Origin of the sequence: Ochrobactrum sp. S1502_03 (genome assembly GCF_044435015.1) — a bacterium.
In the GTDB taxonomy this organism is placed as follows: Bacteria; Pseudomonadota; Alphaproteobacteria; order Rhizobiales; family Rhizobiaceae; genus Brucella; species Brucella chromiisoli.
In genome coordinates this window covers 282,250-295,737 of sequence record NZ_JAYEXN010000001.1, presented here as the reverse complement: position 1 = coordinate 295,737, position 13,488 = coordinate 282,250, and the positions used below count along the sequence as shown (strand labels likewise).

Below are 13,488 nucleotides of genomic sequence, written 5' to 3'. Positions count from 1 at the left end.
AAGACGAATCAATGTGTTTTGACGGGTGTTTGCGTTGGGCGTGTTTTGTCTGCAAAGACGAAAGACGGTCGACTTATTTATCCTCAAAACGGCTCTGGCTTTCAGCATTGTGGCGATGTGAGAGAGCCGGAATAAAGAATTTTGAAATACGGGGGCCCTCTTTTTGAGGGTGCTTCCGGGCGGCGGAGACAAGGGAAACATGCCAGAAGTCGGCTCAACGGGGAGCTTGCGGAGCAAATCCGCATTCAGCGCAGGCAGAGATCTGAAAGGCTCGCCTTCGCTTGGATTTCGCCCTCTCAAACGGGTCATCCTCAAGGCAACGGTTTCCTTTGCCGCACTGGTTGCGGCAGCGCCGGCTTTTGCGCAGGATGCGGAGCATTCCGCCCGTATCGCGCTGCCCTTTGGCGGCAGCGTCGGCGCTTTCGAAGTCATCCAGTTTTCCATCTTTCTGGGCGCAATGGGTGCAGCTCTTTTGTCGGCTGGCTGGCTCATTCGCGATCGGGCAAAAATTGCCCAAGAAAACAATGATTTGCGCTCGCGTCTCTCGGATATGGGGTTGATTGCGCAGCGCAATGACGCTCTGCTTAATCTCAAAGATCAGCGTATTGTTGTCTGGGACGCCCAGGGCACGCGGGCCGATGTTGTCGGCCAACTGCCCTTTGATTGCGGTGCACCGCAGGATCGTTCAACCTTTCTGGCTTTTGGACGCTGGTTGCGCCCGCAGGCCGTCACCGAGCTTGAACGTGCGGTTTCAGCCTTGCGCGAGCAGGCCCATGCCTTCGATCTGACGGTCGAAACTGTTAATGGCACGCTGCTTGATGTTTATGGACGCACGTCGGGCAGCTTTGCTGTGGTGCGTTTTCTGAGCCTTGAGGGGGTACAGGCCGAACGTGCCGCCCTTCAGTCGCAAAATCGCGAATTCTCCGAGAAGCTTGCACTTCTGCGTCATCTGCTTGATCGCATTGAACAGCCGGTCTGGGTGCGTGGCTCGGACGGGCATATCGAATGGGTCAATGGAGCCTATGCGCGCGCGGTCGATGCAGCAGATGGCACGCAGGCAAGTTCGGAAGGGCGCGAATTGTTCGGCGTTCAGGCGCGCCAGCGTCTGGAGCGTGATCGTTTTGCCGAGCCGGATCTTTATGAAAAACTGCCTGCCGTGGTGCGGGGCGACCGCCGCATCTACGATGTGACGGATGTGAGCACGGATGCAGGCTCCGCCGGTCTTGGCTTTGATCTGAGCGAAATCGAGCAGGTTCGCGAAGAATTGAGCCGCACGCTGAAAAGCCATGCTGAGACGCTCGATCAGCTTTCAACGGCAGTTGCCATTTTTGATCCTGATATGAAGCTGCAATTCTTCAATCAGGCTTTCGTTTCGCTGTGGTCGCTTGATACGGCCTGGCTCGAAACCCACCCAAGCAACACGTTGTTTCTTGATCGGCTCCGTTCCGAAGGCAAGCTTCCCGAGCAGCCGGAATGGCGCAAATGGAAGGATTCTCTGCTCGCAGCCTATCGCGCTGTCGAGCCGGAGGAACATATGTGGCACCTGCCGGATACGCGCATTCTGCGCGTGGTTGCCAATCCGCACCCGCAGGGCGGCGTGACATGGTTCTTTGAGAACATGACCGAGAAATTCGAGCTTGAAGGCCGTTACAACACGCTGATCAAGGTGCAGGGCGAAACGCTCGATCATCTGGCGGAAGCGGTTGCGGTGTTCGGCTCCGATGGCCGTCTGCGCCTTTCCAATCCGTCTTTTGCCGACCTCTGGGCGCTGCCAGCGGCCATTGCCGTTGAAGGCACACATATCTCGACCATTTCCAAGCTCTGCGGCCAGCGCGGCGGCGATGGCATCTGGGACGATTTTGTTTCTTCTGTCACCGGCTTTCTGGACGAGCGCAATGGGCGCATGGGGCAGGTGGAGCTGGATGACGGCATTATCCTGTCCTATGCTGTGGTGCCGCTGCCGAAAGGCCAGACCATGCTGACCTTTATCGATGTCAGTGATACCGTGCGCGTTGAGCGCGCGCTTAAGGAAAAGAACGAAGCGCTCTCACTTGCGCATCAGATCAAGAATGATTTCGTGCAGCATGTATCCTATGAGCTTCGCTCACCGCTGACCAATATTATCGGCTTTACCGAACTGCTGCAAACGCCTGCCTTCGGCTCGCTCAATGAGCGCCAGCTTGAATATCTGGATCACATCAGCACATCATCCGCAGTGCTTCTGACCATCGTCAACGACATTCTTGATCTTGCAACGGTGGATGCCGGTATCATGCAGCTCGATATTGATGATGTCGCCGTTATGACCGAGATTTCAGCTGCCGCGAAGCGGGTCAGCGAGCGCCTGCAGGAGCATGACATCGGGCTGAGCATCGATATTGCCGATGATGTCGAAACGTTCCGTGCTGATGCCAACCGCGTGCGTCAGGTGCTGTTTAATCTCCTGTCCAACGCCTCCAATTATGCACCGGAAGGTTCGACCGTTTCACTTGAGGTTAGACGTGATGGCACGGAGATCCTGTTTGCCGTGCATGATGATGGCCCCGGCATGCCAAATGATGTGCTGGATACGGTTTTCAAGCGTTTCCAGGCTTATCAGAATGGTGGTCGCAGACGCGGCGTAGGGCTTGGCCTTTCGATTGTGAAAAGTTTTGTCGAACTGCATGGCGGTCGCGTGGAAATCGAAACCGGCGCAGATATTGGCACGACTGTGATTTGCCGCTTCCCATCAGAAGCACGCAGCTTCCGTGTTGCTGCCGAATAGGGTAAATGGGGCTTTATGAGCACCCCCGTCTTTAACTTTGAATGTTTCCTGCCCGATGAGGCCGCCACCAGGCGCTTTGGCGAAGATTTCGCTTTGGCGCTGGTCAAGGGCGATCTTGTGACTTTATCGGGCGATCTGGGCGCGGGTAAATCTTCGCTCGCACGCGCGATCATTCGCGCGATTGCTGATGATGAGGGGCTTGAAGTTCCAAGCCCGACATTTACCCTTGTTCAAAGCTATGAGGGGCTGCGCTTGCCTGTCGCCCACGCCGATCTTTACCGGATTTCGCATGGCGAAGAGCTGGATGAGCTGGGGCTTGTCGAATTTCTCGACGATGGTGTTGTGCTGTCGGAATGGCCGGAGCAGGCAGAAGGCTTTTTGCCGGAGCCAAGCTTTGCCGTGACACTCACCCATGAAGGGGCAGGGCGGCGCATCGTAATCAGCGGACCAGAATCTGCCATTACGCGTCTAGAGCGCACGCTGAAAATCCGCGACTTTCTTGAAAAGAATGACCGGGTGGGGGCCATACGCCGCTATTTGCAGGGCGATGCTTCACCACGCAAATATGAGATCATCACAAGCGCGCATGGCGTGGAAATTTTAATGAATGCGCCCGCGATGCCCTATGATCCGCCATTGCGTGATGGAAAATCCTATCGACAGCTTGCGCATATTGCAGAGAATATTCAGGCCTTTGTTGCGATTGACGGTCTTCTTGCCAGTCATGGCCTGCGCGTGCCGCAAATGCGCGCCGTTGATATTGATGCGGGACTGCTGATCCTCGAAAATCTTGGGCTTGAAGGCATTCGCGCTTCATCGGGTGAGCCCGTGGCTGAACGCTATGAAGCGGCGGGACGGTTTCTCGCACATCTTCATGGGGTCAAGTGGCCTGATCATGCGCCGGTTGCAGGCTATCCAGATCACATCATTGCACCTTTTGATCGCGACGCGATGCTCATGGAAGTGAGCCTTGTCGGGCAATGGTATGCACCACGCATGATGGGCCGCAAGCTGACTGACAAAGAAGTGCAGGCCTATGAGGCGGCATGGCACAAGGTTCTCGACGCGATTGCCGATTGCGAGAAAAGTCTGCTGCTGCGCGATTATCATTCGCCAAACCTGTTCTGGTTTGAGACTGCGCAAGGCGCAAACAAAATTGGCACAATCGATTTTCAGGATGCGATGATCGGCCCTGCCGCCTATGACGTGGCTTCACTGGCGCTTGATGCCCGTGTGACGGTTACACCGGAGCTCGAAAAGGCAGTGGTGGAAGCCTATTTGGATGAACGCCGCAAGCTTGGCCATGTGCTCGACGAAACGGCTTTCCGCAAGGCCTATGCCGTTATGGGCGCACAGCGCAATTCGAAGCTTCTGGGTCTCTTCTTGCGGCTCGATGAGCGCGATGGTAAACCACATTATCTCGCGCATCTGCCCCGCATTCACGACTATCTTAGCCGTGTCTTAAAGCATCCGGTCATGGCGCCGGTCGCCAAATGGTTTGATGATCTCGCATTGCTGGAGAAACAATGACACGTCCTGACACAGCAATTATGCTTGCAGCCGGTCTTGGCAAGCGCATGCGCCCGATCACCGAAACCATGCCCAAGCCTTTGGTTAGGGTTTCGGGCAAGCTGCTGATCGACTGGGGTCTAGATGCGCTGGCAATAGCAGGCGTTGAGAATACAATCGTCAATGTTCATTATTTAGCCGACCAACTGATTGCCTATCTTGGCAGTCGCACAAAGCCGAAAATTACAATCTCTGACGAGCGTGATTTGCTGCTTGATTCCGCTGGCGGCATCATCAATGTGCTTCCGAAACTGGGCGGCAAGCCTTTCTATGTGCTCAATGCCGATACGTTCTGGGTGGGTGATGAAGCACAGCCGAATATTTCGGCGCTGGCGCATGTCTGGGACGATGCGCGCATGGACATTCTTCTCATGACCACGCGGCTTGATCAGGCAACCGGCTTTGAAGGCAAGGGCGATTTCGTTGCCGATGATGAGGGCCGCTTGCGCCGTCTGCGGGATGTCGCGGGTGATCCCGTCATCTATGCCGGTGCTGCAATTCTGCATCCGCGTATTTTTGCAAAAGCTGAGCCGGGTGTTTCATCACTCAATCGCTATTTTGATGACGCCATTGCAGCCGGGCGCTTATATGGTATGCCCATGACTGGGCACTGGCTCACGGTGGGAACACCGGAAGCCATCGACGAGGCGGAGGCAGCACTTTCCGCTTTACGTATTTCTTGACGCGCATCTTTGTCCGAAAACAGTTTCACATTTTTCGGGACGCGCTCTGAATGGAGAACTGATTTGAGAGCACCAAAACTGTTTTCCATTCCATCCGGCACCGCATTTCTGCCAGCCTTTGCCAGAGCGCTTCTGGAAGGCCGTCTGGTGGAAGGTTTTCCGGGTGATGCCGCTGATCCGCTGGCGCTTGCCAACGCGACCATCTATGTGCCGACGCGGCGTGCAGCGCGTGCGCTCCGTTCCATTCTGGTCGATATGAATCCGGCTAAATCAGCGATCCTGCCCACCATCCGCCCGTTGGGTGACGTGGACGAGGATGCGGCTTTTTTCAACGCAGCCACAAGCGGCGCCTTCGATCTCAATCCACCAATCGGCAAGGCCGAGCGGCTGTTGCTGCTGGCACGGCTCATTCGTCCATGGCGTGAATCGCTGCCTGAACATGTGCGGGCGCTTTTTGGTGTTGAGGATGTGTCGGTTCCAGCCACCACTTCCGACGCGATCTGGCTGGCGCGTGATCTCGCAGGTCTGATGGATCAGGTCGAAACCGACAACGCCACATGGAGTGAGCTTGCAAGCATTGCACCCGATGATCTGGCCGACTGGTGGCAGGTCACGCTTGGCTTTCTCGATATTGTCACGAAACTCTGGCCGGAAATTCTGGACGAGCGCAAGCTGTCCAATCCGGCAGCGCACCGCAACGCGCTGATCTGGGGCGAGGTGCGGCGTTTGCAGGATCATCCGCCTCAAGGTCCTGTGATCGCGGCCGGTTCCACGGGTTCCATTCCTGCGACCGCCGAGCTTGTTTCAACGATTGCCAGACTGCCACAAGGGGCTGTGGTTCTGCCGGGGCTGGACCGTGATCTTGATGAAGGCGCGTGGAAGTTGCTGGGGGCATCGGATGATAATCCCTCCACCTTCGGCCACCCGCAATATGGTCTGCACAAGCTGTTGCAAGCCATCGGAATTTCACGCGACGATGTCGAGCATATCGAAGATATGCCGAAAGAGAAGCGCGTGCTGGAGCGTGTGGTCAGCGAAGCATTGCGCCCGGCGGAGACCACCGATGCATGGAGCCTGCTTAACCGCGATGCGGATATGCGCCCGCAAGCATTGCTGCACTCAGCACAGAAGATCGATCTGATTGAAACCGCCAATGAGCGTGAGGAAGCGCTGGCCGTGGCTCTGGCGTTGCGTGATGCGATCAGCGATGAAAACAAGACGGCGGCGCTCGTCACCGCGGATCGAAATCTTGCGCGCCGCGTGGTGGGCGAACTCGCGCGCTTTGGCATTGATGCCGATGATTCCGGCGGTCGGCATTTGCGGGATATTGAAACCGCAACGCTGATGCGTCTCATGGTCGAAACCGTGTTCAATCCCGGTGATCCGGTGGCACTCTTGGCACTGGTCAAGCACCCGATGTTACGGCTTGGTGGCAAGCGTATCGAGCGGCGACTGGCTGCGGAAACGCTCGAACTGGTGGCATTTCGCGGCGGCACGGGCAGGGCATCGATCATCGATCTGCCTTCATTTTTCGACCGCCGCATGGAAGAGAGTGCCAGCCAGTCATGGCGACCGGCATGGCACGCAACCGTCACGCCCGACATGATTGAAGCGGCGCGCGCGCTTTGCGTGAGCCTGTCAGAGGCTGTTGCGCCACTGGCACCATTTGCTGTGATTAACCGGCGAACAGATATCGGCGAGATCAGCCATGTAACTGTGGAAGCGCTTGAAAATCTGGCGCGTGACGAAAGTGGCAGTGTCACACGCTATTATTCCGGCGAGCATGGCGAGAAGCTGGCTTCGTTTTTGCGTCAGCTCGTATCGAGCGAAGCGGGACTTGATTTTGAGGCCATTGAATGGCCGGCAATTCTTGAAGCCCTGATGTCGGGCGAAACGGTCAAGCCACATCCGGGTGGCCATCCGCGTGTCTTCATCTGGGGTGCGCTGGAAGCGCGTTTGCAGACCATGGATACGCTGGTGATCGGTGGTTTGAACGAAGGCACATGGCCTGCCAAGACGCGCAATGATCCATTCATGTCGCGCCCGATGAAGGCGATGATCGCGCTTGATCCGCCTGAGCGCCGTACCGGCCTTGCCGCACACGATTTTCAGATGGCGCTCGGCATGGATCATGTGGTGCTGTCACGCTCGCAGCGCTCAGACAATGCACCGACCATTCCGTCGCGCTGGTTGCAGCGGCTTGAAACGGTGTTGGGTGCTGACGTGACAAAGGATATGCGCTCGCGTGGTCAGCGCTTCATCCATTGGGCGCGGGAGATTGATCAGGCACCCGATGTGCCGTTCGTCAAACGCCCGGAACCAAAGCCGCCTGTGAGCGCGCGGCCCAAGCATTTTTCGGTGACCGAAATTGAAACCCTGCGCCGTGATCCCTATGCGATCTTCGCCAAGAAAATTCTGAAGCTGCGTCCGTTGGAACCATTGATCCGTGATCCGGCAGCCGCAGAACGTGGAACGCTGTTTCACGATATTCTCGGACATTTTACAGAAGAAGGCATCGATCCGCTGGCAGCTGATGCGAGCGAACAGCTTGAAGAATTTGGCCGGCATTTCTTTGCAGATATGGATCTGCCCATTGAGATCGAAGCGGTCTGGTGGCCACGCTTTACCGCACTTATTCCGCAGTTTCTCGAATGGGAACGCGAACGCGCCTATAATGTTCAGACCCGCTTTGCCGAAATTGCATCGGATAAACGCGAGGTCGAAAGCCTTGGCATCACCTTGTCGGGCCGTGCTGATCGTATTGATCTGATGCGCGATGGCACGGCGGAAGTGATCGACTATAAGACCGGTTCCACGCCATCGCCAAGACAGGCGCATATCCTCTTGTCGCCGCAGCTTGCGCTTGAAGCAGCCCTTCTTGCGCGCGGGGCTTTCCGCGAATTGGGGTCGGTTCGTGCGTCCGATCTGACCTATGTGCGCTTGCGGGCAGGCGGAGAGGTGAAGCCGGAATCGATTTTGAAGATCGGTCGGCCGCCATGGGAAAAGACCGCACCCGCTCTTGGCGAAGAGGCATGGCAGCGTTTGGCGCAATTGCTCACAGAATATCAGAATCCGGCTAAGGGTTATCTTTCCCGCGCGTTGCCGTTCAAAGAAACGGAGCTTTCGGGCGATTACGATCATCTGGCGCGGGTGCTGGAGTGGTCGGCCGGTGGCGACGCAGGCGGCGAGGGCGGCGAATGAAAAAGCAACGTGTCATTCCACAGGAAACCATCGACGCGCAGGCCAGTGCCGCCAATCCTTTGGCATCCGTCTGGGTGTCGGCCAATGCAGGGTCCGGCAAGACCCACGTTCTGACCGAGCGCGTTATCCGGCTGTTGCTCGAAGGCACCGACCCGTCGAAAATCCTTTGCCTGACCTATACCAAGGCGGCAGCGGCCGTCATGCAGAACCGCGTCTTTGCGCGATTGTCCGAATGGGCGATGTTGCCGGATGCCGACCTTGCCGACAGGCTTATCAAGCTCGAAGGCAGGCGTCCGGGAGCGACACGGCTTGCCGTTGCACGCAGGCTTTTTGCGCGCGCACTTGAAACGCCGGGTGGGTTGAAAATCCAGACCATCCACGCATTCTGCGAAGCGATCCTGCATCAGTTTCCGCTTGAGGCGAATATTGCTGGTCACTTCGAAATGATGGACGATCTCATGCAGGTGGCGCTTGTCGGCGAAGCCCGCCGCACCCTGCTTGAGACTGCACATGGCGGCGGCGATGCCGAGCTTGCGAGCGCCTTTGCCGATGTGATGCAGGCGGCGGGCGAGATGGGCTTGCAGGCGCTGCTTGATGAGGCCGTGGGGCGACGCAATGGCTTGCAGCAATACATTGCAGCGCTTGGCAATGTGGACGAGCGCAGCGAGACTTTGCACCGGCATTTCGGTTTCAGGCCCGACACGCGCGAGTCCGATCTGCTGGATGATATGTGGCCTGTACCGGAATTTTCCGACGATACGCTTGATCTCATTTTGTCGATCCAGAAGGGTGCGGCGCGTGCGCATGATTTTGCGTTGCAGCTCAAGCAATATGACAAGGTCAAAAGCAGTTCGGATAAGCAAGCGGTATTGCGCGCAGCATTTCTGAAAGCGACGGGCGAGGCAAAATCCGGCTCCTATGTCGGCTCGGCTGCGGTCAAAAAGCTGCTGCCGGATTTCGAGGAAGATTTTAACTCAGCTGCTTCTCGTGTCGAACTTGGTCTTGATAAGATCAAGGAGCTGCGGCTTATAAGGCTTAATCTGAGCGCACTCACGCTGATTGATAATCTGCTGCAACGCTATCATGATTTAAAGCGCAGGCGCGGTCTGCTCGACTTTGAAGACCTGATTACCCGCACCGTGGCGCTACTGGCGCGCAATGGTGCAGGGCAGTGGGTGCAGTATAAGCTAGATCGCGGCATTGATCATATTCTCGTCGATGAAGCACAGGATACCAGCCCCGATCAGTGGCAGGTCATCCGCATGTTGTCGGAAGAGTTTTTCTCAGGCCTCGGTCAGCGCAACGTGCAGCGCACACTGTTTGCGGTGGGCGATGAAAAGCAGTCGATCTATTCGTTTCAGGGGGCGGTGCCAGAGGATTTTGCAGCGCAGGGCAGGGCGGTCAGCCTTCGTGCCGCTGATGCAGAGCTTAAATTCGAACGCGTCAGCCTCAACTTCTCGTTCCGTTCAGCGCCTGATGTGTTGCAGGCCGTGGATGAGGTGTTTGCACGCCCAGAAGCCAATCGCGGCTTGTCAGGTGCCACTGTTCACTCGGCCATTCGCGATCAAGAGCCGGGCGAGGTGGAAATCTGGGATATGCTGACGCCGGAAGAGGTGGAGGAGCCGGACGACTGGCGTGTGCCGGTCGATCATTTGCAGGCACCTGCCATAAAACTTGCCGAGCAGATTGCAGCAACCATTCGCACCTGGCTGGATCGCGGTGAAACCATTCCGGGCCAGAACCGCAAACTTGCGCCCAAAGACATTATGGTGCTGGTGCGCAAGCGCGATCAGTTCATGCCAGCACTTTCGCGTGCGCTCAAAGAGCGCCATGTGCCGGTGGCTGGTGCCGATCGCCTCAAGCTTACAAGCCATATCGCCATTCAGGATTTGATGGCGCTGGGGCGTTTCGTGTTGCAGCCGTCAGATGATTTGTCATTGGCCTCTCTTCTCAAAAGCCCTCTGTTTGGCTGGGATGATGACAGGCTGTTTGCGCTCGCTCATCCGCGCAAGAGCGGCGAAACGCTGTTTGAGCGCCTTTATCATGCGTCCCTTGAAGACCCGGCTTTGATCGGCGTGCATAAGACATTGAGCCGCTGGCGCAATATGGCCGATACCATGCCGATCTTCGAATTCTATGCGCGGATTCTGAGTGCGGATGGCGCAAGGCGTAAGCTTCTGGCGCGGCTTGGACCGGAAGCTGGCGATATTATCGATGAATTCCAGAACTACGCGCTTTCGGCCGAACGCGCAGGTCTGCCGGGCATGCAGGCCTTTCTCGAAACGCTCGATGCTGCCTCGCCGCAAATCAAGCGCGAGCTTGATCAGGGGCGCAATGAAGTGCGCATCATGACGGTTCATGCCGCCAAGGGGCTTGAGGGCGCTGTGGTGTTTCTGGTTGATCCGGGCAATGCTGTGTGGAGCGGGACGCGCGCGCCAAAGCTGATCCCGTTTGACCTCACCAATACTGGCCTGCAGGTGAAAGGCTATCTCTGGCAGCCCAACGCTGGCTATCAAACCGGCTTTCTTGCGTCACAGATTGACGGCCTCAAGGCCCGTGCCGAAGAAGAATACCGCCGCCTGCTCTATGTGGGCATGACGCGTGCGGAAGATAAGCTGATTGTCTGCGGTTATCGCGGATCGCGTGAAAGCGGCGAGACATGGCACAGGCTGGTCGAAGATGCGCTGACAACCAAGGCAGAAACCTTTGTGCATCCGGTATCTGGCGTTGCAGCGCGTCGCTATCGCAACACGCCGCGCGGTCTGACAGAAATTGCAGAGCCTGAAGTGGCGCAAGCAGCAGAGCTTCCACCGTTGCCGCTCGCCTATCTGAAGCCGATAAAGCCGGAACCGGGCCTGCCGCGTCCGCTTGCGCCATCGGGCGCATCGGCGCTGATTGAAGCAGATGAGGAGCCACCGCTCGATATCGTGTCGCCGGTTCTGGGGCAGAGCGGCGAGACGTCCGCCTTTGCTCTTCGCCGCGGGACGTTAATCCATATGCTTTTGCAATATCTGCCGGAAGTCGGGGCTGATGAACGCGAGACGCTTGCACAGGGCTATCTGGCACGCATCGCGAGCGATTGGCCGGAAATTGAACGTCAAAAGGCCTGGGCAAGTGTGGCAACCATTCTGGCCGATCCAAAACTCGGACCGGTCTTCGCGAGCGGATCGCGCGGTGAAGTGGCGGTCATGGGGACCATCAATCTCGGTGGCAAAGACCATGCCGTCTCGGGCCAGATTGATCGTATCAGCGTGGATGAAAACCGCGTGCTGATTGTCGATTATAAAACCAATCGCCCGCCGCCAAGGAGCATTGAGGCGGTGCCTTTCGCCTATCGCGCGCAGCTCGCACTTTATAGGGAACTGCTTGGCCCCCTTTATCCGGGAAGGGTTGTCGAAGCGGCGTTGCTCTTCACCGAAGGGCCATATCTGCTGCCTTTGCCGAAAGAGGCAATGGAAGAGGCGCTTAAGGCGCTGGGCGACTCTCAAGGAAAGGTGAGCAACCAGAACTTGACGAATGCGGACTGACGCGCCACATGATATGATCAAAGGAGCAGTTTCTCGATGAGTCTTATGCTCTCAAACAGATATGAGGATAGCCCTATGGCAACCGTAAAAGTCGATAACAGCAATTTTCAGTCGGACGTTCTTCAGTCGAGCGAGCCTGTCGTCGTTGATTTCTGGGCTGAATGGTGTGGTCCTTGCAAGATGATCGCCCCGGCTCTGGACGAAATCGCCGCTGAAATGGCCGGTCAGGTCAAGATCGCCAAGGTCAATATCGACGAAAACCCAGAACTCGCAGCACAGTTCGGCGTGCGTTCGATCCCGACGCTTTTGATGTTCAAGGATGGCGAACTTGCCGCCAACATGGTTGGCGCTGCTCCAAAGAGCCGCCTTGCTGACTGGATCAAGGCTTCTGCTGCTTAATCAGCAAGTCTTTGAGATATAAAAAACCCGGCCTTGATGCCGGGTTTTTTGTTAAACGGGCGGTGTTCCATTGTCGCGTAGGACTTCGCCCGCAAGATATAGTGAACCACCGATCAGGATGCGCGGCGGGGCTTCATCATGAGGCCATGTATCACGTAAAATCTTTAGTGCGTTTTCGACTGAATGCACAGGTTCAGCCGAAAGCCCGGCTTTCTGTGCGCTGACAGCAAGTTCGGTGTTTGGAATTGTCTTGTCGTTTGATTTTATTGATACAGTAAAGACATGGCGCGCAAGCCCTGCAAAGGCTTCAAAATAGCCTACCGGATCTTTGTCTTTGATCATCCCTGTAATCAGAAACAAAGGGCGTGTTGAGCGCTCCTCAAGCTCGCCAAGGGCCTCGGCGATTACAAGGCCTGCTCCGGGATTATGGCCGCCATCAAGCCAGATTTCAGACGCTGCTGGCGCCAGATCAACGAGTTTTCCGTGTGTGAGACGCTGCATACGTGCAGGCCAGTCCACAACCATCATGGCTTTTTCAATGGCCTTTTCGGTAATGGTGAAGCCTGCCATCTGCACGGCTTCTATGGCAGCGGCAGCATTGGCAAGCTGGTGACGCCCCGGCAGACGCGGCAGCGGCAGATCGATCAGCCCGCGCTCGTTCTGAAACACCATGCGGCCATGTTCCTCATAGGCAAGGAAATCCTGACCATAGATTGAAAGCGGGCAATCGAGCCTTTCTGCGGTCGAGATCAGCACCTCGCGTGCTGCTGCAAAGGGCTGAAAGCCGATAACGACAGGACAGTCTTGTTTAATAATCCCGGCTTTTTCGGCAGCTATGAGTTCAATACTATCGCCTAAGAATGCCTGATGATCAATCGAAACGGGCATGATCAGAGACACGGCTGGATCGACAATGACATTGGTCGCATCAAGCTTGCCGCCAAGACCCACTTCCATAATGACAGCATCCGCTGGATGTTCAGAAAACAGAACAAAAGCAACAGCAGTCATGATCTTGAAAACAGTGATTGGGCTGTCCCCATTCGCACGCTCTACCCGCTCGACTGCTTCGGCCAAAACGTCATCAGAGACAAACTTTGAGCCATTGGGCGAAGCAAGACGATAGCGCTCGTGCCAATTGACGAGATGCGGCGAGGTATGGACGTGAACACCGAAGCCGCCCGCTTCCAGAAGTGCGCGGCTGAAGGCGGTCGCAGATCCCTTACCGTTCGTTCCTGCAACATGGATCACAGGGGGCAATTTAAGGTGCGGATTGCCGAGTTTCTCCAACAGATCGCGAATACGATCCAGTGTGAAATCGAAACCCATTGGATGCAATTGCATC

Annotated in this window: 7 protein-coding genes; 6 read left to right on the top strand and 1 reads right to left on the bottom strand. The window is 56.5% G+C overall.

The features are described from left to right. Window positions 1-199 precede the first annotated feature (199 nt). The 6 genes from VBH83_RS01360 to trxA all read left to right on the top strand — a co-directional run bounded on the left by VBH83_RS01360 (window position 200) and on the right by trxA (window position 12,143). Entirely contained in the window at window positions 200-2,764 is a 2,565-nt protein-coding gene (locus tag VBH83_RS01360) for a PAS domain-containing sensor histidine kinase (RefSeq protein ID WP_265982470.1), read from the top strand. Between the two features lie 15 nt (window positions 2,765-2,779). Further along, window positions 2,780-4,294 (top strand): tRNA (adenosine(37)-N6)-threonylcarbamoyltransferase complex ATPase subunit type 1 TsaE, encoded by a 1,515-nt coding sequence (gene tsaE / locus VBH83_RS01355; RefSeq protein WP_265982471.1) that lies wholly within the window; start codon window positions 2,780-2,782, stop codon window positions 4,292-4,294. Next, entirely contained in the window at window positions 4,291-5,016 is a 726-nt protein-coding gene (locus VBH83_RS01350) for a nucleotidyltransferase family protein (protein WP_396996002.1), read from the top strand. Before tsaE ends, VBH83_RS01350 begins: the two co-directional genes overlap by 4 nt. 63 nt (window positions 5,017-5,079) lie before the next feature. Beyond that, window positions 5,080-8,217, top strand: a complete 3,138-nt coding sequence (addB, locus tag VBH83_RS01345) for a double-strand break repair protein AddB (protein WP_396996000.1) — start codon at window positions 5,080-5,082, stop codon at window positions 8,215-8,217. Next, window positions 8,214-11,744, top strand: a complete 3,531-nt coding sequence (addA, locus tag VBH83_RS01340; RefSeq protein ID WP_265982475.1) for a double-strand break repair helicase AddA — start codon at window positions 8,214-8,216, stop codon at window positions 11,742-11,744. The genes addB and addA overlap by 4 nt, the downstream gene beginning before the upstream one ends. Window positions 11,745-11,819: 75 nt before the next feature. Then, window positions 11,820-12,143 (top strand): thioredoxin, encoded by a 324-nt coding sequence (trxA, locus tag VBH83_RS01335; protein ID WP_007872546.1) that lies wholly within the window; start codon window positions 11,820-11,822, stop codon window positions 12,141-12,143. Between the two features lie 51 nt (window positions 12,144-12,194). Here the strand turns inward: trxA and VBH83_RS01330 are convergent, their stop codons facing one another. Then, on the bottom strand, window positions 12,195-13,487 hold the full coding sequence (locus VBH83_RS01330; protein ID WP_265983808.1) for a folylpolyglutamate synthase/dihydrofolate synthase family protein: 1,293 nt from the start codon (window positions 13,485-13,487) through the stop codon (window positions 12,195-12,197). Window position 13,488: the final 1 nt, after the last annotated feature.